Raw genomic sequence first — 24,178 nt, 5'->3', positions numbered from 1 at the left:
CAAGTATTTCAACTACCGGCATGCCGCTCGATCTGGAGGAATTCCCAACGAATGCGGGAACACGACCGAGTCCTGGAGATACCGGCTTTCAGTTGGGGCCGAAACCATCTGGACGCAGCTTGCACACACGTATCCGCAGGCGACGAATCCTCTTGCTGGACTGGCAAGATGCTCGGCGCGGTCCGGGGCCGTCGGCCGATCGGCGAGCCATCCCCGGCGGCGAGAGCCAGCGCGTCTTGCCAGGACAGCATGAACCGATGCGGCATCCGTGGCGCCGTCGGACGCTGATGGCATGAGCGAGTTCGAGTTGATACGAGATGGTGAACAGGCCTGGGACGTCGTGGTGGTCGGGGGTGGGACCGCCGGCCTTTCCGGGGCTTTGAATCTGGCCCGGGTGCGCCGGTCGGTTCTGGTGATCGACAAGGGTGAGCCCCGCAATGCTCCGGCTGCTGGCGCCCATGGTGTGCTCGGCCGCGAGAGCATCTCTCCTCTGGAGCTACTGCGGCTCGGGCGCGAGGAGGTCGCTTGGTTTGGTCGATGTGCTGCCGGACGTGCCAGGGCTGGCCGAACGGTGGGGGCGGGACGTGCTGCACTGCGTGTACTGCCACGGCTGGGAAGTCCGGGACAAGGTCATCGGAGTGCTCGGCAACTTTCACCAGGCACTGTTGTTCCGTCAGATGTCCAAGGACGTCACGCTGTTCCTGCACACCGCAACGGAACTGACCGACGAACAGTGGGAGCAGCTGGCTGCTCTCGGTGTCGGCGTGGTCGACGGTGAGGCCACCGGGCTCGAGGTCGACAGCCAGGACCAGATGGTGGGCGTGCGGCTGGCGTCGGGAAAGGTGGTGGCGGTCCAGCAACTGGTGGTTGCCCCCCGGTTCCTCGCGCGCGCGGGTTTCCTGCGCGAGCTGGGCGTGACGATGCAGGAACACCCGATGGGCCTGGGGGAGCAGCTCCAGGTGGACGCCTCCGGGTTCACCGGAGTGCAGGGCGTGTGGGCCGCGGGGAACGTCAGCGATGTACTGGCCGGGGTTCCCGCCGCGGCAGCAGCCGGCACCACCGCGGCCGCCGCGATCCACATGGACCTGCTGAAGGCAGACGCGGAAGCCGCCGCCCGTGCGGCGAAGGACGGTGAAGTGTTCAGCGGGGCGCTGGAGGCCGAGGTGTCGCGGCGGGTGCAGGGCAGCCGTGCGCACGGACTGGGCTCCCTCCCCGGCGGGAACTGAGCCCTTACCGCGACCGGGTCAGGTGGCGCGGACCCGGAGGTGGGCCCGTTCTCCCTGGCGTCCAAGCAGGATGAGAAGTTCAACGGCCTGGTCGCCGTCGGCGCCAATCCAGTGCGGCACGTGCGTGTCGAACTCCGCGGCCTCGCCCGGCTTGAGGCTCAGGCTCTGCTCGCCCAGCAGCAGCCTAAGCCGTCCGGCGAGCACATAGAGCCACTCAAAACCGTCGTGAGTCTGCAGCTCCGGCTCGCTCTGGGACGTGGGTGAAATGAGAAGCTTATAAGCTTGGGCGCCGCCAGGATCGCTCAGCGGCACCAACGTCATGCCTCCCCGGGTCACCGGGCGCAGGTGAATGCGCGGGTCTCCCGTACGGGGCGCGCCCACGAGATGGTCGAGGGGCACCGCGTACACCTCAGCGAGTGGCAGCAGCAGCTCCAAAGTCGGCTTGCGACTGCCGCCCTCCAGACGAGACAGCGTGCTCTCGCTGATTCCGGTCCGCTGGCCAAGCTCAGCCAGCGTGATCCCCCGCCGGCGACGCAGCTCCCGCAGACGGGGCCCGACCGCATCCAGAACGTCCTTCTTCGCGCTGTTCACACCCTGATACTGCCCGAACCGGCATGGCCCCTTCCAATTCGAGTTCGAGCAGCAACTGAGCAAGATGTCAGCGAGGCGCAGGGTTTTGTCAGTGCGGAACGGGCCCTTGTGTGACTGCGGCCAACTCAGGCAGCGTCACGATCAGGTCTGCTGCTCTCTTCGGCAGCATGTTCCGGGGTGCTCCAGCGCGATCCGCCGTATCGGGCGAGGGCTTCGGACAGTTCGGTCCGCTGCGCATGCGTCATCGGTCCCAGAACGCAGACCGGAAATGTCCTCACGACCTGGGTGGTCGCGGGAGGGAGCAGCTTCGGGTGGGGCCATCCCGCCGGCGCGTATTCGGCGGGACGGATTTCTGCGCGGACTCCACGAAGAGCGCGGTGAACTGATACGGCCCCCCGATGCGGGATCTCACCGACGGTGACCTTCGCGAGCCGGTCCCAGGTGAACTCTCTACGCCCGGTGGCGTCGGTGGTCACGATGTAGTTCCGGCCGACGTACAAGGTCCAACCCGGCATCCTCTCGGGCAACTGCGCGGCCTTCTTCATGACGTAGGTCTGCGCGGCGAGAAGGGCAACGGGTGCGAGCATCGTGCCACCGATAACGAGACCGAATCCGACCGCGCCGACGGCGTCCGAGATGCTGCACGGCGACAAGGGCTACGACTACGACCCAGCGTCGATGGCTACGAGCACCTGGCATCACACTCCGCATCGCCCGCCGCGAGACCGAGTCCTCCCAGCCGCTGGCCGGCCACCGCCGGGTGGTCGAGCGCACCACGTCCTGGCCTTCCGGCTGCCGTCGCCCGCACCGACGCTACGCGCGCAAACCCGAGCACTTCCTCACCTTCACCGCCGTAGGCGCCAGCCTGATCAACTACCGCCGACTCACCAAGTGGAACGACGCCCAAGGTTGCGCGTGGTCGGCAACTTCTGCTGCGACGATCGCGTCTATCACCTCTGACGGTCCCGCCAGCGGCCAACCTGCTTCGGTGTCCGCTACCCTTCCTCGACCGAGTCCTTTCATCTGTCCCCGGCGGGACCGCCCTCGGTCAGTTCTTCCGCCAGACGGTTCCGCGCGCCTCGTACTCCAGCATCGTCTCCACGCCCGTCGCCACATCCGGCCCGAGTTCGCGGTTGACCAGCCACAAGCCCAGGTCGAGACCCGAGGTGATACCCCCGGCCGTCACAAGATCCCCGTCATCGACCACGCGAGCGTCCTTGACGAGACCGCCCTGTTCCCTCAGATAGTTTTTCGCGCCGTGGTGTGTTGTGCACGGGCGCCCCTTCGTCAGGCCGGCCGCAGACAGAATCACCGCTCCCGTACACAGCGAACTGATCGTCAGCCCTTCACGGGGAGCGGCAGCGAGGGCACGAGGGAGAGTGGCGCCATCGATTTCGGCCCATACGCCGGGACCTTCACGGTGGGCGTAGCCGCCGCCGGGCACGATGACCACGTCCGCCGCTTCCGGCGACCACCGATACTTCACCTCTATGCCCGTGCCGTATCCGCAACGGACCAGCCCAGGCTGTCCCGTCGTGACATACCGGACCTCGATGCCGTTCGGACTGTGCATGGCTGCGGCGGAGAAGACCTCGTACGGGCCGATGCAGTCCATCTCCTCAACACCGTCGAAAATCACGATGTGGACGCGCAGCGCGTCTGTGCGCCGCGTCGAGGCGACTGCTGCGCCATCGTCCAGGGCGGTGGTAGCCAGTGCCCCTGCGGATATGACGCCCGCGGCTGCTGACGTGTGGCGGATGAATTCTCTGCGGTGCATGGATGCGCCTTCCTGTGTGTGCGCCGAGGCGTTGGTATCGGGCCCGCTTGGTGGACCGCCCCCTCCGTAGTGGTCGTTCAGGACGGTCGCAGAGTTCCGGTACGAGGACGTGTTTCCGCAGGGGGCGGTACTTAAGGGCGTGCAGATCATTAACATGCTTTCTTGATCTTGCTGGCTGCGTGGTGGGGTGGCGGCAGACTTTCTCGGGTGTCGGATGATCTTGTGCCTGATGACCTGTGGGAATGTGTGGCTCCGCTGCTGCCGGCTCGTCCGCCGCGGCGTGAGCGGTATCCGGGCCGGTTGCCGGTGGACGACCGGACCGCCCTGCGCGGGATCGTGTACGTCCTGTGTAAGGGTGAGCCGACCTGGCAGAAGCAGACACGGGCCGAGGTCTCGGTGACCGGTACGACCGCTGTGAACATCGACGTCTCCGACGGGTTGGCGAGCTCTCTGATCCCCTTCGCGCTCGTTGTCGTCGGCCTGTCGCTGCTGCCGTTGCTCCTGGTTTTCCGCTCGGTGATCGTCCCGTTGAAGGCCAGTCTGGGCTTCCTGCTGTCGGTGGCCGCCACCTTCGGCGCGGTCGTGGCCGTGTTCCAGTGAGACTGGCTCGCGAGCGCGCTCGGCGTCGCCGAGACCGGTCCGGTGGTCAGCATCCTGCCCATCCTGGCGATGGCAGTGCTGTTCGGACTCGCCATGGACTACGAGGTATTCATGGTCAGCCGCATCCGCGAGGCGCTCGTCCACGGCGCCGCGCCGCCGGAAGCCGTCCTGGCCGGTTCGCGCCATGTCTCCCGCGTGGTCACCGCCGCCGCCCTCATCATGTTCGCGGTGTTCGCGAGCTTCATCCCCGGCGGCAGCACGATGCTGAAGCCGATCGCCTTCGCCCTCGCCGTGGGGGTCTGCATCGACGCCTTCCTCGTCCGGATGACGCTTGTCCCCGCCGTCCTCGCGCTCGTCGGCCGAGCGGGCTGGTGGCTTCCGAAGTGGCTGGACCGGCTGCTGCCCGACCTCGACATCGAGGGCGAACGGCTCACGGCGGATCGGCAGAAAGACGGCACGGACGGTCACGGCCCGACCCTGCCCGTCGCGGTCGGCGCGTCCTCGTGCCTCTCCCCACGCAGGATGTCTTGAGCCATAGCAGCGATCATGTCGAGCTGCGGAGCGGCTGTCCCCAGAGCTCAGGCTGGTGTCCGGGCGGCGGCGGTTCCCGTGGTCAGCGGGCGGTGCGTTGCCGTCGGGAACGCGCCAGCCTCGGCAGGACGGCGAGCAGCAGCAGGCTGTAGTACTGCAGGACGGGTACGGCGAGCGCGATGGCGAAGGCGATGACCAGGGCGAGGATGTTGAGCCAGCTCTCGGTGTACAAGTCCTCGGCCCTCCGGCGGACCGCCGGGCCGTCTTCCTCGAAAAGTGCCGGGGTGGCCTTCAGGATCCTCAGCATCGCGAACCGGCAGACCATGCCGGCCAGGAGGGTCGAGTAGTAGAACGCCGCCACGAATCGGTCGCGGCCGAAGGTGCCGAGCATCTCGGTCGGCAGAGGAAGTACGACGACGGAGAGCAGCCACCCCATGTTCCATATCATCAGGGAGCGGGTGAACTCCGTGACCGATGAGAAGGTCCGGTGGTGTTCCCGCCAGATGTTCGCGATGACCGCGAAGCTGAGCAGGAAGCTCCAGATCTGGTCGAGGTGACCGGTGATCACCTCGCTGGCGCCCTCGTGGGCGGACGCGGCTTCTGGGACGAGGTCCACCAGCGGCAGGATCAGCAGGGTGATGGAGATCGCGGTGACCGCGTCGGTGAAGAGCACCAGGCGCTCCCCCGGGACGCCCCCCTCGGCCCTGTCCGCCGCGGGAACTGACAGCTCTGCCTGGTCGGACCCTTCCGTCCCTGTCTCGCCGATGACACCACTGGCACCCATACGTTTGCACCTCTCTCTTGCCGCCCCGGCGCGCCTGCCGCCGCTGCCGGACGCTGCTGGTCGTGGACGTTCCAGCACACTCTCCACGCTCAAGCCGTTGACCAGCATTGATGGATGAGTCCGGACCAAGTCCTAGACTAGTGGCCTGCGTTCGGGCCACCACCGCTGGACGGCCTCGACGGTTGTCGACGGGCTCACGTTGAAACAGAGCTTCGCACCGGGCGCCAGTTCGTGAGTGATGCCGACCAGGACCTCGAAGAGCGGGGTCAGCGCCGGGTCCAGCCGGATGCCGGCGCCGATCACCACGATGTCGTAGTCCTTCCTGGACAGCGCGGCGCGGTAGACCGCCTCGGCCGTGCGGCCGTAGTCGAGCAGGCAGACGTCGACAGTGAAGCCGAGTTCCTTGAGCCGGGCCCGCCCGGCGGCCACGCCGGCCCGGACCGCTTCGGCGTCGATCTCGGGGAACGCCGCCCGCGACGAGGCCGAGTCGTCCACCAGCGCGGGATCGAGTCCGACAGTGAGCATGGACGGGGACATGCCGTGACCTCCTGTGCATTTGCCTGTGCATTTGCCTTTTCCGGACTGAGGGTAGGCACCGGAGCAGCCATACGGCCCTCCCACACTTCTGGGGTACCGTTCGGCCGGTGAGTTCCCCGGTTGCCCAGCGCGAGACCGTGCGTGACATCGAGGCGATCTGCCGTCTCGACCTCGGCTCCCGGGAGCTGCGACGCCGGATCGCCGAGCGGCTGACGCGGCTCGTCCCGGCCGACTCCTACTGTTTCGGCACGATTGACCCCGCAACGTTGCTGATCACCGACGACGTGAGTGCCGGACTCACGCCGGCCGCCGCCGCAGCCGCCGCGCACAACGAGTACCTGGTGGACGACGTACTGAAGTTCGCGGCGCTCGCCCGCTCCGAGGTGACCGCAGGCACGCTCGGTGCGGCCACCGGCGGTGACCCGGAGTCCAGCCACCGCTACCGGGCCGTGCTCCCGATGATCGACGCGCGGCACGAGCTGCGGGCGAGCTTCGTGGTGGACCGCCGGTGCTGGGGCGCCATCGCCCTGTTCGGCGGCGGTGGGCGTCCCGACTTCACTCCGGTCGACGTCGACGTTCTGCGGCGGCTGTCCGCCCCGGTGGGTGCGGCCCTGCGCCGGGCCGTCCACCGGGCACCCGCCGACGCCGCTCCCGGCCCGGCCGAGGCGGGTGTGCTCCTGCTCGATCAGGACTTGCGGCTGCTCTCGGAGAATCCGGCCGCGAAACTCTGGCGGGACGAGCTGGCCTCGTCCGGGTGGGAGCTGCCCATCGCGGTCCTGGAGGTCGCCGCGCGGGGAAGAGGCGCGGCGCTGCCGGCCTACGGGCGGATCCGTGGCCGGTCGGGCCGGTGGCTCTCGGTCCACGCCTCGCCGATGAGCGGTGGCCCGTACCCGGCGCCCGTCGCCGTGACGGTGCACCCGGCGCCGGCCGCCGACGTGGCCGAGGTGCTGCTGCTCGCGTACGGGCTCACGCCGCGCGAGCGGGACATCCTGGAGCGGGTCGTCGCCGGCCTGCCTTCGCGGGCCATCGCCATGGAACTGCATATCACCACAGCCACCGTGCAGGACCACCTGAAGAGCGTCTTCGCGAAGGCCGGTGTCCGCAGCCGCCGCGAACTCGTAGCGACCATCCTGGACCTGTGAGCGAACCGTTTCCACGGTTCCGCTTGCCGCGATCCAACTCGTCTGAATCCTTTGCCCCGGCCACCGGCTCTTATTGAACGTAAGGGGTTGAGCGGCCATGCGGCCGAAGAGTCGAGGAAGGTGGGAGGACCGTGGCCCAGTTCACCGGGAGCTCATGGCCGGGTGACCAACTCGTCAGCGCCGCACAGCGCGGCGACGAGTCGTCGATCGGAGTGCTGATCTCCGGCGTGTACCCACATGTCCGGCGGTTTGCGTTCTCGCTGTGTGCCAGCAGCCAGGACGCCGAAGACGCGGCGCAGGAGGCGATGATCGTCCTGTTCCGCAGGATCGGAACCCTGAGGGCCACCGCCGCGCTCGCCTCATGGATGTTCCGGATCGTCCGCAACGAGTGCTTGCGGCGCACGCGGAGCCTCGCGCATCGCCCGGACACGGCCGTCGACCCGACCGTGTCCTCGGCCGAGGACGACGTTCTGGGCCGGCTACAGATCGAGCGGCTGGTCGACTTGATCGCATCCCTGCCGGACGATCAGCGCCGCGTCCTGATCATGCGGGACATCCAGGGACTGCCGGGGAAGACCGTCGCCTCGGCGCTCAGGCTGAGTACACCGGCGATGAAGTCCCGGCTGCACCGCGCCCGCCGCGCCGTGCGTGAGGGGCTGGGTGAGCCGGAGTGAGCGCGAACACCTCCCCGACCGGGCCCCGGGGCGTGCTCCTCGTGCACGGTGCCTGGCACAGCGGCAGAGCGTGGGACGGCGTCGCCGCCGGGCTGCGTGCACAGGGCGTTCCCGTGGCCGTCGCCGAGCTGCACCGAGGCTCACTGGCGGGGGACATTGCCGCCGCCCAAGCCGCGCTGGACGACATCGCCGAGTCCGGTCCCGTCATCGCCTGCGGCCACTCCTACGGCGGCGCCGTCATCAGCGGTCTCCCACCGCGGAAGGTGGCACATCTCGTGTACTTGGCCGCGATGATGCCCGATGTCGGCGAGACCAGCTTCGGGCTGCTCGCCCAGGCACCGCCGAGCGACCTGGGCGCGTGCATGATCGGTGACATCACCGGCACCACCACGATCGACCCGACCCGGGCCGGCGAGCTGTTCCACGGCCGGCTCGATACGGACCGGCAATTGCGTCACGTCACCGAGTTGGTCCCCCAGGTCATGGCAGCCGGCCACCAGGCGGCCGTGACCGCGGCCTGGCGCTCACGGCCCAGCACCTACGTCCGCTGCACCGACGACCGGGTCATCCCCCCGGAACTGCAACGCCGCTTCACGCAGCGCGCCACCCACACGGTCGTCCGGGCCGACGCACGCTCCCTGCCGGACATCGACCACGCCATGGAGCAGGCGCGCCGGCAATTCGGCTCCCTCGACCTGCTCTTCCTCAACGCGGGCATCTTCCGGCCCGGCCCGATCGAGTCAACCGACGAAGCCGACTTCGACGCCCTGTTCGACGTCACCGTCAAAGGCAACTTCTTCACCCTGCAAAAGGCGCTCCCGCTCCTCAACGAGGGCGCCTCGGTCGTGTTCACCGTGGGCGCCGGCGAAGGGATCGGCCCCGCCATGACAGCCGCCAAGGGTGCTCTGCTGCCCCTCATGCGGTCCCTCGCGCTCGAACTCGCCCCCCGCCGCATCCGCGTCAACGCCGTCAGCCCAGGGCTGATCAACACCCCTGCCTACAGCAAGATGGACGTCTCCCAGGAAATGATCGACACCTGGGCTCGGGACACCCCGCTCGGCCGCGCCGGTGCTCCCGCAGACATCGCCGAAGCCGTGGCCTTCCTCGCCTCGGACGCAGCTGGCTACATCACCGGTGACAACCTCGTCGTCTCCGGGGGCATCGGTGTTCACGCCCGCGCCTGACGAGTGAGCTGGCCCTGTCCTGGAAGGTCCACCGGGTCCGATGCTCAGGCTGCGGCCCTGGCGAGCCGACGGGCCGTGCGGCAAGCCGGCCGGCCGCCAGGCACCGGACCGCACAGGATGCGGCCTGCCGTGATCCACTTCTCGTGATCGGCCCGCCGCCTTGCCCGTTGCCCCTGCCTGCCCGATAGCCCTGACCGCCTACGAGCGCGAGCGGCTGAAGAAGATGGCCTACGGCCACAAGACCGAGCACCGGATCCGCCAGCGCGCCCAGGTCGTCCTGCTCGCCGCCCGGGGCCGTTCCAACGCCCGTATCGCCCGCGAGATGGGGCTGCACCGGGACACCGTGCGCACCTGGCGCGGCCGCTTCGCCGCACACCGGCTGCCCGCCCTGTCCGACCGCAAGCGCTCCGGGCGCCCGCCCCGCTTCACGCCACTGCAGACCGCCCAGGTCAAGGCCCTGGCCTGCCAACTGCCCCCCGAGAGCGGCACACCGCTGGCACGCTGGTCGGCCCCGGAACTGGCCCGCGAAGTCGTCGCCCGCCACATCGCCCCCACGATCTCCGCCGCGCACCGGCGCTTTCTGATCTGGTCCAGAGCCTGTGTGTGGGGCCGCCTGCACGAAGCGGCCCTGCACAGGCTGGATGACGCCGGCCTCATCGACGTCACCCGCGTCGTCCTCGACACCGCTCACGTCAGGGCGAAAAAAGGGGCGAACACACAGTCCGAGCCCCGTGGACCGAGGCAAGCCGGGTTCCAAGATGCACGTCCTGTCGGATGCGAACGGACTGCCCCTCCTCGTCGGCGTCTCGGCCGGCAACACCCACGACAGCGAAGGACTGAAGCCCATGGTGGTGGGTCACCAAACGAGACACGACCCCGACCGCGGCCGCTGCTTCAAGCCCCAGCGCCTGCATTCGGACAAAGCCTATGACCGGTCCGACCTGCGGAAATGGTTACGCGGCAAGCGCATCGGAGTCCGGATCGCCCGCAAAGGTATCGAGTCCAGCGAACGGCTGGGCCGTCGCAGATGGGTGATCGAGCGGACGATGTCATGGCTGACCGGCTACCGCAGGCTCAGCCCCCGCTATGAGCGCAATCCCCGCAACTACCTGGCCTTCCTCGGTCCCGCCGCAGCCATCTGCTGCGACAAGCGACTCGTCCGCCTCACCACATAGGACACGGTCTAAGGCGGCGGGCGGAGCGGTTCTCGCTCCCCGGAACATCTCGCTGTGATTCCTCTGGCACCACCGATTCGGTTTCAGAGAGCCGCAGATCAGAAGCTTCGGGAGGGAACGGCCCCAAGTTCAGAGAAGTGGTGCTCCCACAGTTCGTCGATGCTGTGGCCCACGGCCGCTTCGATGCGGTGGTCGAGCGCCGTCAGCGCCTTATTCGGCGGAGCGGACGGGGAGGGCATACGCGGTCAGGATCCCTGGGTGTTCTGACGGCCGGCCTGCGCGGCCAGCAGGTCCTGCAGCCGGTAGGACTTGAGGCGGCACCCGTCGCCGTGGGTGACGTTGCGGGGCGCGATGCCGTGCGGGGACATGAGCCGGGCAAGGCGGACCGGGGTCAACTCGGCGTAATCCCAGCGGCCTTCCGGCTTCCCGGGTATTTCGCGCAGGCAGCCGACAAGGTCGACGGAGGCCAGGGCCTCCGGGCTGCCGACGCACCCGAAGACATACAAAGCCGCCTGCACGATGGACTGCGGGAACACTTCGTCGCCGGGGCAGGACGAAGCGTCCGGGTCCTCGCGGCATGCGCCATCCCGGGTGCCCGCACAGCAGCACCCGGTGGACAGCAGCCGCCGCAGCACAGCTCCCGCGGCCATGCGCTCCACCAGGAGGTCGACGATCCGGTCCAGTTCGTCGACGTCGTCGTCGCTGGGAGCACGCTCCGTCCACTCGGCGAGCTGCCGGTCGAGGGCCTGCACGTCGGCGTGGGTGTCCAGCAGTGCGCGGTGGCGGGGGTTCTCGGTCTGCGGCTCGCCGTCCAGCAAGGTGGCGGCGAGGGCGTCAAGCAGGGAGGGGTACATCAACGGGTTCGGCCCTTCGAAGGTGTCGGTGCAGGTTGGGCGGGGCCGGACGCGACGTGGGACGCCGGTCCGGGGTGAGGCAGGGGGCGCTGCGGGATCAGCTGCGGGGAGCGGGATCTGGCGGCGTGGGTACGGGCGCTCAACGGCCGGCGGTTCATTCCCAGCCGTGCCGCGGTCGTGTCGTAGATGTCATTGCGGGCGCGAGGCCGCACGGCTATCACGTGGATCTCCGTGGCGTGCCGGGACGTTGCCGGGGCCGGCCGCTGCGCGTAGACGATGCGCCACTCCCGGCGTGCGTCGACGAGCAGTTTGCGGTAGCCCGACAGGTCGCCGGTCAGCTTGGTGCCGGAGCTCTGCGCGTTGACGATGTCCTGGAGCTGGGCGAGTGCCAGGTCCCGGATATCGCCGGGGGCGGCCAGGAGGTCGCCCAGCGCCCGCGGGTCGAAGCTGAGGCCGAACACCGGCTTGCCGGCGCTCACTATGCGGCCCCGCCTGTCTCCGGGTCGGCCTCATCCGTTTCGCCGGAGCCGGCGGTGGCCGCGGAGCGAACCGAGGGCTTCGGTCCGGGCAACACTCGGTGGGCGGGCCGGTCCGGGGAGGTCATGCAGGCCGACAGCGGACCCCCCGGCGCCCGGACGACGGCCATGGCGTGGGTGAGGAAGTCCCGGTGCCACACGAGCATGCCGGCAAGGCCGGCGTCGGGTTCCTTGTGCTGCTGGTAGGCCATCCACAGGGCATGCAGCCAGGCCACGACGTCGTCGTGCTCCTGCCACTGCGCGCACCAGGGTGCCGCGGTGGTGACCTCCGCGCCGTAGATCTCCATGAGGAAGTCGTCGACCCAGTCGGTCAGGCTGTCGAGCTCGTCCTCGTACTCCTGGCCCTCCAGCTCCAGGATGGGGCGCGGCTCGGGCGGCGCGGGCTGGCGCGGCAGGCCCCCCGGCCCTGGCATCCCGAACGCCGCGAACGGGGACGGGGACGGTCCCGGCGCAGAGGAGAACGGGTCGGGCTGCCGGTCGGGGCCGGCGCCCCGGTCCATGAGGCTGCGGACGCTGGACTCAAGGGCTTCGAGACCGGAGTCCGGCAGCCGGACGGGCTCCAACTCCCCCTCGTCCGGGGACTCTGTGGATTCGGGCATGAAAGGTCTCCTTGCAGCTGCGGCACGTCTCGGAAAGGCAGCTACAACGATCCTGAGAATCCCCGGTTTCCCTAACAGTGGATCTGCTGCTGTATAGCCCCTGCCGGGTACGGGCAGGCGAATGCGGAAGCCTGCCCGCACGGCGGGAGAGGTCAGGCGGTCAGGGTGAAATCCGCCTGGGACAGGGTCTGCTGCACGGTTTCCGTGAGGCGGTCGGCGGCGATTTCCGCGTAGTGCTTCGTCTTCTCGACGCCGATGAAGTCCCTGCCTTCCAGCAGGGCAGCCACTCCCGTCGATCCGGAGCCCGCGCAAAAGTCCAGCACGGTGCCCTTCTCCGGGCAGATCTTGGTCAGCTCACGCATCACCTCTACGGCTTTTGCGTGATGTGGTGGCGGCCCTTGCCGGACGGCTGCGAGGCCGAGTAAAGCCCCGGCAGGTAGACCGGGTTACGGGATCCGTCGATGGCGCCGTTGCTTGCCCAGACGATGAACTCGCAGTTCTGCGTGAACCGCCCCTTCTGGGGCCTGGCCTGGGGCTTGTGCCAGGCCAGCACACCGCGCCACAGCCATCCGGCCGCCTGGATCGCGTCCGTGGTGACCGGCAGCTGGCGCCAGTCCGTGAACAGCAGCGCGGTCCCGCCGGTCTTCGTCAGCCTGTGCGCCTCGGTCATGATCTGGGTCAGCCAGAAGCCGTAGGAGCGCTGGTCCATGTTCTCGCCCGTGAAATCCGGCAGCGCATGTCCGGCATTCGCAGATGTGTATTTCTGGCGGGCGCTTCGCGTGGTGCGCTCCTTCGCCGTCCGGCCGCCGGAGTTGTAGGGCGGATCGGTGATGACGGAGTCGACGCAGTCATCCGGCAGGCCGGAAAGGACAGAGAGCGCGTCGCCCTGGTGGAGGCAAAAAGGCAAAGAGTTACCTCAGTTCGGTGCGGGTAAGGGAGAGTTCCGGCTCGCGTGTATGCCAGCGGACCGGATCCGGGCATGACGAAGCCGGGGTCCGCGAGGCGGGGCGAGGGAGAACCAAAACAGTAAGCCACGATCCCCGGCTGGGCAGTGTCGTCGCCCCGGATGGGAAGCATTTCGCCCGGTGATTTCTTCAACCGGGGATCGTGGCCTACTGTTTTGGAACTGCCGGAGAACACGATGGCCTTCCCGCCGTTCCTGTGCCCACGAGCCGCCTCCCGGCAGACCCGGCCCGCCGCACCCGTGCGAGCGGCAGCCACCCCGCCACCAGGTCCCGTTCCGCCACCGGCCGCCGCACCGTGGCTGTGCCGCGGGACGTGTCACGCCTGCCCGGTGATTCGCAGCCTCACGTTGAAGGACCCGCTATGCCATCTCCCCGCTCCCGCCTGCCCGATGACCGGTCGGCGGCCGTCCGCTTCACCCCGCCGGAGGGCGGGCCGGGTTGAAGTGGCTTGCCGCCGCCATCGGCCTCGTCTTCCTCGCACCGATCCCCCTCGCCGGCACCGCCCTGGTGATGGCGTCCTCCAGTGAAGCCGCCCAGGCCACGGGTTCCGTCGACTGCCAGGACGGCATCAGCACCGACGCCGTCACCAAGCGGGTGACCGCCGTCCTCGACGGTGCGTCCGGCAAAGACGTGCACATCAAGGGCCTCACCCTGCCCACGGAACAGATCCCCAACGCCCAGACGATCGTGGCCACCGGGGTCAGCCTCGATGTCCCCCCACGCGGCCAGATCGTCGCGCTCGCCACCGCGATGCAGGAATCCCGCCTGCGCAACCTCGCGGCCGGAGACCGCGATTCGCTGGGCCTGTTCCAGCAGCGCCCCTCCCAGGGATGGGGAACCGCCCAGCAGATCCACGACCCGGTCTACGCCAGCGAGCAGTTCTACAAGCACCTGCTGAAGGTGCACGGCTGGCAGCAGATGGCCGTCACCCAGGCCGTCCAGAATTCCGGCTACCCGGACGCGTACGCACAGTGGGAACACCTGGCGAAGGCGCCGCAGAAGGGCGTCACCACCACCCTGCCGAACGCGGGCAAGAACAAGCCCGGCAAGGAATCCGGCACCGGCACGGGGACATCCGGCTGCGGTCCGGCACAGGACCGCTCCGCTTACGGGAAAATCCCCGAAGGCCGCGTGCCGAAGGGGTACACGATCCCCAAGAACGCCGCTCCCAAGGCGCGCGCGGCCATCACGTGGGCCCTGCGCCAGCTCGGCACGCCCTACCAGTGGGGCGGCACCTGCACCAACGCGCACGGCCCGGACCCGATGGGCCGCTGCGACTGCAGCTCGCTGATGCAGCAGGCGTACGCCCACGCCGGCATCACCCTCACCCGCACCACGTACACGCAGGTCAGCGAAGGCAAGTCCGTCTCGACGAAGGCGCTCCAGCCCGGTGACCTGCTCTTCGCCCGCGGCAGCGCCGCCCGCCCCGAGCACGTCGGCATGTACATCGGCGCCGGCCTCGTCGTCGAAGCGCCGCGCACATCGAAGCCGGTCCGGATCACGCCGCTCAAGGACTGGACGGTCCTGGCCGCACGCCGCGTGCTGTAACGCCGCTGCCTGCCCGGACTTCGCGCCGCACGGGTCAGCCGGCCTCCCGGCGCCCCGGGCGCCGCGCCTTCTCTTCTCCCCGTGCCCGCAAGGAGTTTCACCGTACCCATGTCCCTCGCAGACCGCGCCGTCGTCTACCTCGCCTACGACCCCGGCATCTCCCCCAAAAGCGGTGGCCTGCCCGGCCTTTCCGTCCTGAAGAGCGTCGTCAACAGCATCAATCTCTTCGGGATCATCGCCGTGGTCGGTGCTCTTGCCGTCTCGCTCGGCGTGTGGGCCTGGGGCCACCACACGGGCGGCCACCAAGCCGAATCGAGCGGCAAGAAGGGCGCCACCGTCGCCGCCGGCGCCGCCCTCGGGCTGGGCGCCGCCAACGGCGCGGTGGCCTTCTTCTCCGAGCTGGGGTCGCAGGTCCACTAGGACTTGTCCGGCCGATCAGGTTCGGAGCCAGATGGTGAGGGCGGCGGCGGTTGCGGTGCCGAGGTAGACGTAGCCGCGTTTGTCGTAGCGGGTGGCCACTGCTCTGGCGTTCTTCAGCCGGTTGATCGTCCGCTCGACGGTGTTGCGTTTCTTGTACCGCTCTTCGTCGAAGCCGGGTGGCCGTCCGCCGCGTGACCCTTTGCGCAGGCGGGCGGCCTGGCTGTCGGTCTTCTCGGGAATCGTGTGAGGGATGCCCCGGCTCCGCAGGTACTCGTGGCACGGGCCGTTGCTGTGAGCCTTGTCCGCGGCCAGGCTGTCCGGCTTCTTCCGGGGCCGTCCCGGCCCGGTTCGAGGGACGCGGATCTTCTCCAGTACGGGCTTGAACTGGGTACAGTCCGCCTGTTGTCCCGGCGTGACGATGAGGGACAGCGGGCGGCAGCGGCCGTCCGCGCTCAGGTGGAGCTTGGTGGTGAACCCGCCGCGCGAGCGGCCCAGGCCCTCACCTCCCGCACCACCTCCACCAGGCGGGCGACGAGGCTCTGCCACGGCGTCTCGTCCTGGTGTTCTGCCGCTTCGGCCCCCTTTGGGCCGGGGGCCGACGGCGGGTCGGTGCGAGCGCCGGCAGCATGCTGATGCGCGCGGACGACGGTGGAGTCGACCGAGATGTCCCAGTCGACCTCCCCGGCAGCGTCGGCCTTGGCCTGGACCTGCTGGAGCAGGCGTTCCCAGGTTCCGTCGGCCGACCACAGGCGATGGCGTTCATGGACCGTCTTCCACGGGCCGAACCGTTCGGGCAGGTCACGCCACTGCACGCCGGTCCGCACCCGGTGCAAAATCCCGTCGATCACCTGCCGGTGATCCCGCCACCGACCACAACGCCCGTTGCTCACCGGCAGGAACGGCCGCAGCCGTTCCCACTCGGCATCACTCAGATCACCCCGCCCCATGCCCGCATCAACGAACCAGACGCCAGCCAGTCACATGATCGGCCGGACAAGTCCTAGTGGGACGCCCGGACGCCATCGACTCACTTTTCGCCTAGCTTGCTAGGATGCTAGCATCGAGTTTGTGAGTGATGAGGAAGTCAAGCAGTTCAACGTGTACCTGCCGATCGGGCTGATCAAGCGAGTCAAGTACCGCGCCATCGAGTCGGGCATGTCGTTGTCGGCGCTGGTCGCTGACGCCCTGCGTGCCTACCTCGATGACGCTCATGGGCACGCACAGCAGCCGACTGAGAAGGAGACCTGACATGGCGACCGCAGGCATCGAGGCCGTGTTCTTGACGACCCACAACTGGGGTAAGGCGGCGCAGTTCTTCCAGGCGCTGGGGTACGAGCTGGACTTCGCGACGGACCACAACTCCGGCCAGCTGCGCAACGGTGACGGTCCCTACGTGTTCATCGCCGAGGTTCCCAAGGACCAAGAGCCCCAGACGCGGATCGTGCTGAAGGTGCCGGGCGCAGACGCGTTCCGTCCCGGTCCCGTCGCCGAGGTCGTCACGCCATTCGAGGACACCCATTACGGGACCAAGGAGATGACCGTCCGCGACCCGGACGGGCGCCTGTGGAGCCTCCAGGCTCCCGCCAAGAACTGACCGCGACGAAGGGGAACACCATGGCGCACGAGCAGATGCAGGCACCGGACAACACCGCGGTGCGGACCGCCCTCTGGCGGGCGATGCACCTTCAGGTCGACCCGCCCCCGCATGTTATCGAGGACGAGATCGGCCTGCAGCTGGCGGCCCCCGGCGACGACTGGCGCGCCCGCCCGGACATGGACCCGCAGGCCACCAGCGGGTTCCGGGCAGCCATCGTTGCCCGCGCTCGTTTCATCGACGACCTGATCGCTGAGCAGACCGACCAGGGCGTGACCCAGTACGTCATCCTGGGGGCCGGTCTGGACACCTTCGCCCAGCGCAAGCCGGAGCTCGCCTCCCGCCTGCGGATCTTCGAGGTCGACCAGCCCGGCACTCAGGCATGGAAGCGCCACCGCCTGGACGAACTCGGCCACCGCATCCCCGACTGGCTGCACCTGGTGCCGGTCGACTTCGAGGCGCGCGAAGACTGGCTTAAGAAGCTGGCCACGGCTGGCTTCGATGCCAGCCGGCCGGCGGTCATCGTCTCCACCGGCGTCACCATGTACCTCACCAAGGACGCCACTGCGGCCACCCTGCGCCAGATTGCCGGGCTTGCACCCGGCTCGACGCTCGCCATGACCTTCCTGCTGCCGACCGAACTGCTTGACGACGCCGACCGCCCCGGCCTCCAGACGAGCAGGAGAGGCGCGCAAGCATCCGGAACACCGTTCATCAGCTTCTACACCCCGCTCCAGGTGTTGGCACTGGCCCGCGAAGCCGGCTTCGAAGACGCGCGACACGTACCGGGGGCTTTGCTCGCCGAGCGCTACTTCGCCGATCGCACCGACGGTCTCCGCCCGTCAAGCGGAGAGGACCTGCTGCTGGCCACCACCTGACCCCCTCGTTAGGCCTTCTGTTCCAAGAAGCCTCCGGGCCTTGCGGTTCAAAAGCGCTTTTGGTGGCTGAGTGGTGAACGGAGCCACCGCTCCATCAGTTGTCGGAGCCGGTGAGCTGGGCTTCGAGGTCGGGGTCGTCCCGTGTGCGCGTGGGCCGGACCCCTTCGTGACCTGCGGGGGCTAGAAGAGCATGGCCTGTTTTTGCACGGTTGGGGACGCCAGCGGATTGTTCCGCTGGGGTGGCACCTGGCCGGGTGGCCGGGTGTCTACCCGCTTCGTCGCGCCGTGCCGGGCGGCCCTGCGGCCGTCCGGTCTTACCGGTGCTCCACGGGCGTTTTGCGTCTCCCCTCTACCAGGGGCGACGAGTGGTGCGTCTGCTCGGACGGCGTGCTGGGCGATGTTCCGGGCGGCGTTGATGTCCCGGTCGATCGTCAGCCCGCACTTAAGCACCTGCCCGAAGGGCCGCACCTCCGACCCACTACCGTTTTGGTCCCGTATGCGCACCGACTCCTGCCCGTCGCTCTTGAACGGCTTCAGAAGGAGCACCTGCGCTACTGACCTATTTTCCCGGAAAGAGGAGCGGGTAGAGGGATGCCAAACCGCCCAACCCCGTGAAGACGGCATTCCGGTAGACCGCCGCTACAGCGAGCACGGACGCGGCGACTGCCACCTGCACCGGCAGGTCAAGCGCGGGGACTCCGAGAGCAGCAATGACTGCTCCGACGACAGCCACCACCAATTGCGCCGCTTCGAAACGCCTACCAGATGTGCGCACATCCGCAAGGTCGCTCTCGTCTAGGAGGGCGCCAACACGGCCCTCGGCATACCGAATACTGATCTTCATCGCCAACCGGGCTATCTCCCGGGCGCCTTCCTTCGGCTCCACATCGAGCTTGCTCTCGGCAGCCCGCAACGCGTCGGCCACCGCGAACGCGTGCTCACGCATAGCTTTTCGCCGTCGCCAGACGGTGAAACCCGCGGTGCCCCGCATAGCCCGCGCACCGTAGACCCTCGTCACAGCAAAGTGGACACTCGCCAAGTAGTGCCCATCGCGGATGCGCGGAGCACGAACGATCTCTGCACACTGATGGATCAGCTTGGCCCAGACACTCAAGCGCAGAAAAACGCCGGCTTTTAGTTCGCAGAACGACCCGAGGAAGACCGCTACGCGGCGCACGAATAGGAACCCCAGGCCCACCGTCAGGAAAAGGCGGCCTACACGGATCAGAATCGGCCAACTCGAAGAAGAGGCGCCGGACGGCCGACGCAGCATGTAGGCAGGAAACACGGCCAGGGCCAGGTGATTCACCACGCGAGGTAGAAACCACACCACGCAAGCAGTGATAGGAACCATCGCCAAAAAGAACAGAGGCCCGGTGTGATACCGCATCCGCAAAGCCACTCGCAACGGTCCGGACGGCGGGCCGAGTCCTAGAGTATCGGCGTCCTCGCGCAGCTCCTGTATCGCGGCGTCGGCCTGCTTCCGCTGGTGCGCGACGACTCGGGCCTTTATGAGAGCGAACATGACCCGAAGAGTCCCAGAGCACACAGCCATCAGGGACACATTCGCTTGAAGAGCCCAGGAAATGGTGATAGGTCGATCGCTTAACGTCGCATGAACAGCGGTATGATCCGACTGTGCGGGGAACAGGAGTTCCGCACAACAGAGTCGGCCCGCATGGCGAAGATGTCGAGTTCAGGCGACCCGGACGCCGCAGGGTGACCGCGGTCGAGGTCGTCGATGAGACCGAGCCCGGTCGGGTGCCACCCCAGCAGCTGGTAGGTCAGCGCGTTGGGCGCTGGGCGGTGGCATGCAGGAGTCCGCCCGCCGGCCGAAGTGCTCGCCCGCATCGCCGGCGGGCCATAGAGCACCAGCAGGGCGAGGTGACGACCGATCACCTCTCGGAAGTACGGGTCAGCACGCCCACCTCGGCTGACATCAGTTCCGACAGCTGTCGCAGTGAGTTCCGCTCGTCCTCAGTGGTCCCCAGTGACTCATATACCGCCGCATACCGGCCATCAACGCCGGTCACCGTAGCGATCCTCAGAGATCAGGATCTTCATGCCCGGCACGGTACGCGCTCGGCAGCGCGCCGGACAGACCGGTGGATAAGTCCAGAGGTCTACTCCACCGAAGGGGTGGTCCGGCTGGCCCATCCGCCCTCCACCAGCGGGTTCACGCCGGGGCGCGGGCGCGGCCGGGAACCGGCGGGACCGTGGCGTGCCGGGTGCGCCGGGTGGCGGCCGCGGGTCAGATCCATCCCTTGTGGGCGGCGTGCAGGGCGAGTTGGAAGCGGTTGGTGGCGCCGGTGCGCTGGTAGAGCTGAGCCAGGTGGCGCGAGAGGGTGCGGCGGCTGATGCCGAGCAGCTGCGCGATGGTGTCGTCGGTGACGCCGGTGCCCAGCAGTTCCAGGATGCGGCGGTGCGTGGGGCGCAGGGTGGGCGGGATCTGGTCACCGAGGTGCATGGGATACGCGGAGCGCCAGGAGGATTCGAAGAACCCCAGGAGGGCGGAGAGCAGGCTGGAGGGGTGCACCAGCAGCAGCGAGTCGTTGGCCTCCGTCTCGACCGAGGACATCGAGACGATGGCCAGGCGCGGGTCGAAGACGGTGAGTTTGACGGGGACGCTGGTCAGGACCCGGGCCTGCTCACCCGCCGCGATGCACGGCTGGATGTTGGCGGCGTAGTAGGCGCCGTTCTGCACCGCGGCGGCGGAGTACACCACGCGGTAGCGCACGCCGCGTTCGAGGTTGCGGATCTCCAGCGGGTTGGCGCCGCCCCTGGTGTGGTATGGCGGGGAGTCGAAGCGGACGATCTCGCGCTCCGCCGCGCCCTCGAACTGGCGGATGCGGTCGGCGATCCGGGGCCCGCTGACGACCTCGACCAGGTCACCCGTGGCCTGCCGGTGCACGGCCCGCCGGTGGTCGCGGTAGGCGTTGGCGGCCGCCAGGCGGGCCTGCTGGAGTTCCGCGGCCCGCGCGTGGGAGAGCTGGTCGAGCGCGAGGGTGGGTTCCACGGGGGCGAGGCAGGAGTGGTCCGGGCAGCCGGTGGCGGCGAGGCCGCGTTCGATGAGGCGGTCGGCGGCCCGTTCCACCTCGTCGGCCGGGCGGCCCAGGCGGTCCGCGAGTTCGTCGAAGGTGCGGTGGCCGTCGTCGAGCAGCCGCAGCCACACGTCGGCTTCCGCGGGTGTCAGCCCGAGGCGCCGCAGCGATGCCGTCATGTCCGAAGCAGCCACAGAGGTCCCCAGCTCCCGGTGCGGCCCGCGGCGGCGGGCAGGCAGGAACGCGATGCCGGCCGGCGGGACCGGCTGTCGCAGAGGGACACATGCTGCCATGAGCACGCCATCGGGCAAAGGTTCCGCCGGCGCGGGTCCGGCCTGCCGCCGGGGGCGTTCCAGGAGGCCGACGCGGCGGCGGCCCCGGACCGCCGCGGGTGCGCGCGGGCCGGGGACGCCGCCGGGTCGCGGAGCGCCGGGACACCGGTCTCCCGCGCGATGCGGCAGCACTCGGTGGTGGGGATCCCGTACGCCCCCGCTCAGTGGCGCGTGTGCGCCGTCAGCTCAAGCCCCCGTCGTAGTCGGGGAGCTTGAAGCCCTTCTCGTAGTGGCCGCCTTCGAAGTCGGTGCTGCGGTTGCCCACGTTGGCGACGAGCGTGTACCCCTGCCCTTCGAAGGTCTTCCGGCACCCGAGCTTGACCGCGGCCTTGCCGGGACTGTCGCCGTGCGGCTTGAGGCACAGACCGTCCACGGTGTAGCCGGCCGACGTGAGCTGCCTGGTGGTGGAGTCCTTCGAACTCGCGCTGCGGTAGGAGGCGAAGAGGACCGCCGCACCGTGGTCGTGGGCGTACCGCGTGGCCTCCAGGATCGCCTTGATGGGCTGTCCCTCGTCGTAGTGGGTGGCCAGCGAGGTGTTGTCGATGTCCAGGACGACGGCGGGGTGTTCGGCGCTGCCGGCGTCGCCGAGGCGCTGCTCCAGGTAGCTGTGCAGCGACGAGGCGACCGGCGCCACGTCGGCCAGCCACTGGCTCTCGCTCGGCAGTGACCCCGCCGTGGTGGCGGGAGCGGCCACGGCTCCGGCCGGCACCGGGGCGGCGGCGAGGGCGCACATCACGACGCCGACGACGAGGGCGGACTTCCTACCGTGAGCCATGCTGGATCCTCCCGAAGACGAACTGAGGCGGCCGGTCGGCGGGGTGGGGGAGCCGCAGCTGCCCGGCCCGATCTCCCAGGGGCGGGCGCCGCAGCTCCCGCGGTTCTGCGCTTCCCGGGTCCGCGGGACATGTTGTACCCGAGCGGCCCGCCCCGGTGTGGCCAGTTGGTGCCAGTGGCGTCAACGGGCGGCGAAGGGATGAGATCCGGCCAGGCCGTGCGGCTCCGTCAGCGGCGGCAGCCTCCCCTTCGCGCGGATGAACTTCTTGTGAACCCCGTGATGTTCGCTCCGCACACGGCCCGGGGAACGGCAGGCCGCAGTGGCCGGAGGCTCGTCACGAGGCCGGAACCGCACGGAGCCCGATTACCCATTTCACGTATTCTCTGAGAAGTTCAGAGGGTCTCTTGAGGTTGCCGGGGCTGCCTGTGCGTCAAGCTCGCGCAGAGGCCGGTGCGCACCCCGGGTGACCCGCGAGCGCGACGGAGTGTCCGAAAGCCGACGAGGCCGAGGGAGTTCCCCTCGCACCGCGGCGAACGACACGTACTGACGGCACGGAAAAGACCCTCTACCGGTTCGTGCCCTGTCCGAGGAGGAGTGCCCGTTTTGCGAACGGCTCGCCCGTCCACACCTCGCACAGTCCGCGGCCGCCCAGGCGCCGCCGGGCCCCCGGCCCTCGCCGCCGACACCGAAGCACTGCTCCGCGGCGTGGTCGAGCGCTACCGCCCGTCCCTGCTGCGCTACGCGGGCCGCCTCACGCCCGGCGACCCGCACCGCGCCGAGGACATCGTCCAGGAGACGTTCCTGCGCGCCTGGCTCGCCGCCGACCGGCTCGACCTCAGCGAGGGCGCGGCCCCGGACGGCAGCGAAACCCGGCTCGGGCCCTGGCTGTTCACGGTGGCGCACAATCTCGCCGTGGACGCGCACCGCCGCGAGCGGGCCGTACCGGTGGGCCCGGCGCCCACCGAGGTCCTGCTGCACCCGGCAGGCGCGGACATGGCCGACACCGTCATCGACCGCTGTGTCCTGACCCAGGCGCTGCACCGGCTCTCCCCCGAACACCGCGATGTGCTCGTCCACGTCCACCTCATGGGCCGCTCCGGCGCCGAGGCCGCGCAGGCCATGGGGATACCGCGTGGCACGGTCAAGTCGCGCACGCATTACGCTCTGCTCGCGATGCGACGTGAACTCGCCAAGCCCCCGAGGCAATCCGCCCCACCCCCCGGTCTTCCGGGAACGACCACGAGGACAGCCACGAACGCGACGCCCCCTCTCCCCGCCGCCGAAAGCGCCGCCGCATGAACCGCAACGCCGATCCGTTCGCCTTCATCAACGCCCACCAGAACCTCATCTTCACCATCCTCGGCGTGCTCGGGATGCTCCTGCTGCTGTTCCTGCTGATCCGGATTCCGGTACGCCGGGCCGGCGGCTGGAAGGCATCCTGGGCCGCCGTCCGCCGGGAGACGGCGGCCACCGCCCATGCCTTCGGCGCGCCCCTGGCCGCCCTGCGCGAACACCGCAGGGCGCTGCGCCTCCTGACCCGACACCTGCGCTCCCCGCACAGCTGGCGGGACGCCGAACGCGCCGTGACCGCAGCCCGGCAGGCCGCCGCCCGCCAGGTCCCCGCCGACCGCGCCCCGCGGCCGTACGCGGCGCTGGTCGACGACGAATCGGTCACCGTGCTGCTGGCCGGTACGGCGGCGGACGCGCCGGACGCACCCTGGACCGAGGACCTCGCGGACCCGTCCCGCTGGACGGTGCGCCGCCAGGACCTGCCGGCGGTCACGCCGTATCCGGACGACGGCCCGCCGGTGCTCGTCGCGACCGGCTCGACCGGCCGCAGCTGCGTCTTCCTCGACCTGGCCTGCGGCCCCGCCACCACGGCGGTCGAGGGCGACAGCCGGACCGCTCAGGCGCTGGTGCGGGTCCTCGCGGCGCAGCTCGACGCCCGGGTGCCCGACGGGCTGGTGACCGTCGCCGAAGGGGTGCACCCCCGGCATCCCGGCGCTCCGGTACGCGAGGCGTTCCGGGCCGCGCGGGACACCGAGCCGCGGCACGGCATCGCCCCGGTGCTGGTCGCGGCCGAGCTGCCCGACCCGCTGCCCGAGGACTTCGCGACCAGCCCGTCGGGGCCGCCCAGGCCGCGGATCCTGGTGCCCGGCCGCGCGCGCGGGCACACCAGGCGCCTGGTGACCGACCGGCACGGCCGGCTGCTGCTGGCCGGCACCGGGCTGCTGACCGCCGCGAACGCCCTGGGGCGCGCGGTGGCCAAGGCCCTGCCCGACATCCCGCCGGTACTGCCGCCGCCGCCCGCCGGGCAGACGTCCGACGGCCGGCGCGGCGCCGCCTCGCTCTTCGCCGAGGAGGCGTACGAGGAGCCGACCGCGGTGAGCGGCCGGGCCGCGTCCGGCACCCCGG

At 69.4% G+C, this 24,178-nt stretch carries 24 protein-coding genes and 5 pseudogenes; 16 read left to right on the top strand and 13 right to left on the bottom strand.

From position 1 onward, the window contains the following. Nucleotides 1-292: 292 nt before the first annotated feature. Both LIU39_RS35430 and LIU39_RS35425 read left to right on the top strand, forming a co-directional pair. Nucleotides 293-778, top strand: coding sequence for an FAD-dependent oxidoreductase (locus LIU39_RS35430; protein ID WP_372463753.1), 486 nt, complete (start codon nt 293-295; stop codon nt 776-778). Beyond that, complete coding sequence (locus tag LIU39_RS35425) at nt 678-1,226, top strand: hypothetical protein (RefSeq protein ID WP_372463752.1); 549 nt, start codon at nt 678-680, stop codon at nt 1,224-1,226. The genes LIU39_RS35430 and LIU39_RS35425 overlap by 101 nt, the downstream gene beginning before the upstream one ends. A gap of 18 nt (nt 1,227-1,244) precedes the next feature. On the opposite strand, the gene LIU39_RS00140 is transcribed toward LIU39_RS35425, so the two are convergent. Further along, nucleotides 1,245-1,817 carry a helix-turn-helix domain-containing protein gene (locus tag LIU39_RS00140; RefSeq protein ID WP_227043194.1) on the bottom strand — a complete coding sequence of 191 codons (573 nt, stop codon included), beginning with the start codon at nt 1,815-1,817 and terminating at the stop codon, nt 1,245-1,247. A 125-nt stretch (nt 1,818-1,942) separates the two neighbouring features. Next, entirely contained in the window at nt 1,943-2,404 is a 462-nt protein-coding gene (locus LIU39_RS00135; RefSeq protein ID WP_372463751.1) for a hypothetical protein, read from the bottom strand. Nucleotides 2,405-2,418: 14 nt separating this feature from the next. Between LIU39_RS00135 and LIU39_RS00130 the strand changes: the two are divergent. Beyond that, nucleotides 2,419-2,706, top strand: a pseudogene (locus tag LIU39_RS00130) (IS5/IS1182 family transposase); the annotation flags it as partial. Nucleotides 2,707-2,865: 159 nt separating this feature from the next. Here the strand turns inward: LIU39_RS00130 and LIU39_RS00125 are convergent. Continuing rightward, nucleotides 2,866-3,594: a DJ-1/PfpI family protein gene (locus LIU39_RS00125; protein WP_119986409.1), complete on the bottom strand. Its 729-nt coding sequence runs from the start codon at nt 3,592-3,594 to the stop codon at nt 2,866-2,868. Nucleotides 3,595-3,978: 384 nt separating this feature from the next. Here LIU39_RS00125 and LIU39_RS00115 point away from each other — a divergent pair. Continuing rightward, nucleotides 3,979-4,725, top strand: a pseudogene (locus tag LIU39_RS00115) (MMPL family transporter); the annotation flags it as partial. 82 nt (nt 4,726-4,807) lie between these two features. Here LIU39_RS00115 and LIU39_RS00110 read toward each other — a convergent pair. Both LIU39_RS00110 and LIU39_RS00105 read right to left on the bottom strand, forming a co-directional pair. After that, entirely contained in the window at nt 4,808-5,509 is a 702-nt protein-coding gene (locus LIU39_RS00110; protein WP_227043192.1) for a TMEM175 family protein, read from the bottom strand. Nucleotides 5,510-5,641: 132 nt separating this feature from the next. Next, nucleotides 5,642-6,046, bottom strand: a complete 405-nt coding sequence (locus LIU39_RS00105) for a hypothetical protein (protein ID WP_227043191.1) — start codon at nt 6,044-6,046, stop codon at nt 5,642-5,644. A 107-nt stretch (nt 6,047-6,153) separates the two neighbouring features. On the opposite strand from LIU39_RS00105, the gene LIU39_RS35135 reads away from it, so the two are divergent. From LIU39_RS35135 to LIU39_RS00080, 5 genes and pseudogenes are all read left to right on the top strand, one after another. Beyond that, the gene (locus LIU39_RS35135) at nt 6,154-7,188 is read left to right on the top strand and encodes a helix-turn-helix transcriptional regulator (RefSeq protein WP_227043190.1); all 1,035 of its coding nucleotides are present in this window, start codon (nt 6,154-6,156) and stop codon (nt 7,186-7,188) included. Nucleotides 7,189-7,319: 131 nt separating this feature from the next. Beyond that, the gene (locus LIU39_RS00095; RefSeq protein WP_227043188.1) at nt 7,320-7,862 is read left to right on the top strand and encodes an RNA polymerase sigma factor; all 543 of its coding nucleotides are present in this window, start codon (nt 7,320-7,322) and stop codon (nt 7,860-7,862) included. Then, nucleotides 7,859-9,046: an SDR family oxidoreductase gene (locus LIU39_RS00090; protein WP_227043186.1), complete on the top strand. Its 1,188-nt coding sequence runs from the start codon at nt 7,859-7,861 to the stop codon at nt 9,044-9,046. The genes LIU39_RS00095 and LIU39_RS00090 overlap by 4 nt, the downstream gene beginning before the upstream one ends. Nucleotides 9,047-9,269: 223 nt before the next feature. Continuing rightward, nucleotides 9,270-9,554, top strand: a pseudogene (locus LIU39_RS00085) (helix-turn-helix domain-containing protein); the annotation flags it as partial. Nucleotides 9,555-9,605: 51 nt separating this feature from the next. After that, a pseudogene (locus LIU39_RS00080) lies at nt 9,606-10,221 on the top strand (IS5 family transposase); the annotation flags it as partial. Nucleotides 10,222-10,466: 245 nt separating this feature from the next. Here LIU39_RS00080 and LIU39_RS00075 read toward each other — a convergent pair. From LIU39_RS00075 to LIU39_RS00060, 4 genes and pseudogenes are all read right to left on the bottom strand, one after another. After that, on the bottom strand, nt 10,467-11,075 hold the full coding sequence (locus LIU39_RS00075) for a DUF3631 domain-containing protein (RefSeq protein ID WP_227043184.1): 609 nt from the start codon (nt 11,073-11,075) through the stop codon (nt 10,467-10,469). Further along, a complete protein-coding gene (locus LIU39_RS00070; protein WP_227043183.1) occupies nt 11,075-11,554 on the bottom strand; it encodes a hypothetical protein in 480 nt (159 codons plus the stop codon). The genes LIU39_RS00075 and LIU39_RS00070 overlap by 1 nt, the downstream gene beginning before the upstream one ends. Next, nucleotides 11,554-12,210, bottom strand: coding sequence for a DUF4913 domain-containing protein (locus LIU39_RS00065; RefSeq protein ID WP_227043182.1), 657 nt, complete (start codon nt 12,208-12,210; stop codon nt 11,554-11,556). Before LIU39_RS00065 ends, LIU39_RS00070 begins: the two co-directional genes overlap by 1 nt. A gap of 152 nt (nt 12,211-12,362) precedes the next feature. Beyond that, nucleotides 12,363-13,117 (bottom strand): annotated as a pseudogene (locus tag LIU39_RS00060) (DNA-methyltransferase). A gap of 496 nt (nt 13,118-13,613) precedes the next feature. Here LIU39_RS00060 and LIU39_RS00055 point away from each other — a divergent pair. Together LIU39_RS00055 and LIU39_RS00050 are read left to right on the top strand one after the other, a co-directional pair. Next, nucleotides 13,614-14,723, top strand: coding sequence for a C40 family peptidase (locus LIU39_RS00055; RefSeq protein WP_227043181.1), 1,110 nt, complete (start codon nt 13,614-13,616; stop codon nt 14,721-14,723). Between the two features lie 108 nt (nt 14,724-14,831). Next, a complete protein-coding gene (locus tag LIU39_RS00050) occupies nt 14,832-15,143 on the top strand; it encodes a DUF6112 family protein (protein ID WP_227043180.1) in 312 nt (103 codons plus the stop codon). A 15-nt stretch (nt 15,144-15,158) separates the two neighbouring features. Here the strand turns inward: LIU39_RS00050 and LIU39_RS00045 are convergent. Then, a protein-coding gene (locus LIU39_RS00045) for an IS5 family transposase (protein WP_443742992.1) occupies nt 15,159-16,090 on the bottom strand; the annotation gives its coding sequence in 2 pieces (ribosomal slippage) (nt 15,159-15,694 and nt 15,694-16,090; 933 coding nt in all). Nucleotides 16,091-16,211: 121 nt separating this feature from the next. Between LIU39_RS00045 and LIU39_RS00040 the strand changes: the two genes are divergently transcribed. The 3 genes from LIU39_RS00040 to LIU39_RS00030 are packed head-to-tail and all read left to right on the top strand — an operon-like array spanning nt 16,212 to nt 17,615. Further along, complete coding sequence (locus LIU39_RS00040; protein WP_143944860.1) at nt 16,212-16,391, top strand: ribbon-helix-helix domain-containing protein; 180 nt, start codon at nt 16,212-16,214, stop codon at nt 16,389-16,391. A 1-nt stretch (nt 16,392) separates the two neighbouring features. After that, complete coding sequence (locus LIU39_RS00035) at nt 16,393-16,737, top strand: VOC family protein (protein WP_227043179.1); 345 nt, start codon at nt 16,393-16,395, stop codon at nt 16,735-16,737. A 20-nt stretch (nt 16,738-16,757) separates the two neighbouring features. Further along, the gene (locus tag LIU39_RS00030; RefSeq protein WP_227043177.1) at nt 16,758-17,615 is read left to right on the top strand and encodes a class I SAM-dependent methyltransferase; all 858 of its coding nucleotides are present in this window, start codon (nt 16,758-16,760) and stop codon (nt 17,613-17,615) included. Between the two features lie 559 nt (nt 17,616-18,174). Here LIU39_RS00030 and LIU39_RS00025 read toward each other — a convergent pair. From LIU39_RS00025 to LIU39_RS00015, 3 genes are all read right to left on the bottom strand, one after another. Further along, nucleotides 18,175-19,140, bottom strand: coding sequence for a hypothetical protein (locus LIU39_RS00025; RefSeq protein ID WP_227043176.1), 966 nt, complete (start codon nt 19,138-19,140; stop codon nt 18,175-18,177). A gap of 726 nt (nt 19,141-19,866) precedes the next feature. Beyond that, on the bottom strand, nt 19,867-20,835 hold the full coding sequence (locus LIU39_RS00020) for a helix-turn-helix transcriptional regulator (RefSeq protein ID WP_227043175.1): 969 nt from the start codon (nt 20,833-20,835) through the stop codon (nt 19,867-19,869). 334 nt (nt 20,836-21,169) lie between these two features. Continuing rightward, the gene (locus LIU39_RS00015) at nt 21,170-21,763 is read right to left on the bottom strand and encodes an HAD family acid phosphatase (RefSeq protein ID WP_227043174.1); all 594 of its coding nucleotides are present in this window, start codon (nt 21,761-21,763) and stop codon (nt 21,170-21,172) included. Between the two features lie 603 nt (nt 21,764-22,366). Here LIU39_RS00015 and LIU39_RS00010 point away from each other — a divergent pair. Together LIU39_RS00010 and LIU39_RS00005 are read left to right on the top strand one after the other, a co-directional pair. Further along, nucleotides 22,367-23,062, top strand: coding sequence for a sigma-70 family RNA polymerase sigma factor (locus LIU39_RS00010; protein WP_227043173.1), 696 nt, complete (start codon nt 22,367-22,369; stop codon nt 23,060-23,062). After that, nucleotides 23,059-24,178 (top strand): hypothetical protein (locus LIU39_RS00005; protein ID WP_227043172.1); only part of this gene is annotated, 1,120 nt, incomplete at its 3' end. The genes LIU39_RS00010 and LIU39_RS00005, both read left to right, overlap by 4 nt.

Origin of the sequence: Streptomyces pinistramenti, from assembly GCF_020564935.1 — a bacterium.
Lineage (GTDB): Bacteria > Actinomycetota > Actinomycetes > Streptomycetales > Streptomycetaceae > Streptomyces > Streptomyces pinistramenti.
The sequence above is the reverse complement of the archived record's forward strand: the minus strand, read 5'-3'. Positions and strand labels throughout refer to the sequence as shown.

What these genes read in the sequence shown, in the direction of transcription:
- LIU39_RS00135 (WP_372463751.1), bottom strand. Translation starts at nt 2,404, where the DNA reads ATGCTCGCACCCGTTGCCCTTCTCGCCGCGCAGACCTACGTCATGAAG.
- LIU39_RS35425 (WP_372463752.1), top strand. Translation starts at nt 678, where the DNA reads ATGTCCAAGGACGTCACGCTGTTCCTGCACACCGCAACGGAACTGACC.
- LIU39_RS00110 (WP_227043192.1), bottom strand. Translation starts at nt 5,509, where the DNA reads ATGGGTGCCAGTGGTGTCATCGGCGAGACAGGGACGGAAGGGTCCGAC.
- LIU39_RS00020 (WP_227043175.1), bottom strand. Translation starts at nt 20,835, where the DNA reads ATGACGGCATCGCTGCGGCGCCTCGGGCTGACACCCGCGGAAGCCGAC.
- LIU39_RS00050 (WP_227043180.1), top strand. Translation starts at nt 14,832, where the DNA reads ATGTCCCTCGCAGACCGCGCCGTCGTCTACCTCGCCTACGACCCCGGC.
- LIU39_RS35430 (WP_372463753.1), top strand. Translation starts at nt 293, where the DNA reads ATGAGCGAGTTCGAGTTGATACGAGATGGTGAACAGGCCTGGGACGTC.
- LIU39_RS00025 (WP_227043176.1), bottom strand. Translation starts at nt 19,140, where the DNA reads ATGTTCGCTCTCATAAAGGCCCGAGTCGTCGCGCACCAGCGGAAGCAG.
- LIU39_RS00075 (WP_227043184.1), bottom strand. Translation starts at nt 11,075, where the DNA reads ATGTACCCCTCCCTGCTTGACGCCCTCGCCGCCACCTTGCTGGACGGC.
- LIU39_RS00105 (WP_227043191.1), bottom strand. Translation starts at nt 6,046, where the DNA reads ATGTCCCCGTCCATGCTCACTGTCGGACTCGATCCCGCGCTGGTGGAC.
- LIU39_RS00065 (WP_227043182.1), bottom strand. Translation starts at nt 12,210, where the DNA reads ATGCCCGAATCCACAGAGTCCCCGGACGAGGGGGAGTTGGAGCCCGTC.
- LIU39_RS00125 (WP_119986409.1), bottom strand. Translation starts at nt 3,594, where the DNA reads ATGCACCGCAGAGAATTCATCCGCCACACGTCAGCAGCCGCGGGCGTC.
- LIU39_RS00030 (WP_227043177.1), top strand. Translation starts at nt 16,758, where the DNA reads ATGGCGCACGAGCAGATGCAGGCACCGGACAACACCGCGGTGCGGACC.
- LIU39_RS00035 (WP_227043179.1), top strand. Translation starts at nt 16,393, where the DNA reads ATGGCGACCGCAGGCATCGAGGCCGTGTTCTTGACGACCCACAACTGG.
- LIU39_RS00015 (WP_227043174.1), bottom strand. Translation starts at nt 21,763, where the DNA reads ATGGCTCACGGTAGGAAGTCCGCCCTCGTCGTCGGCGTCGTGATGTGC.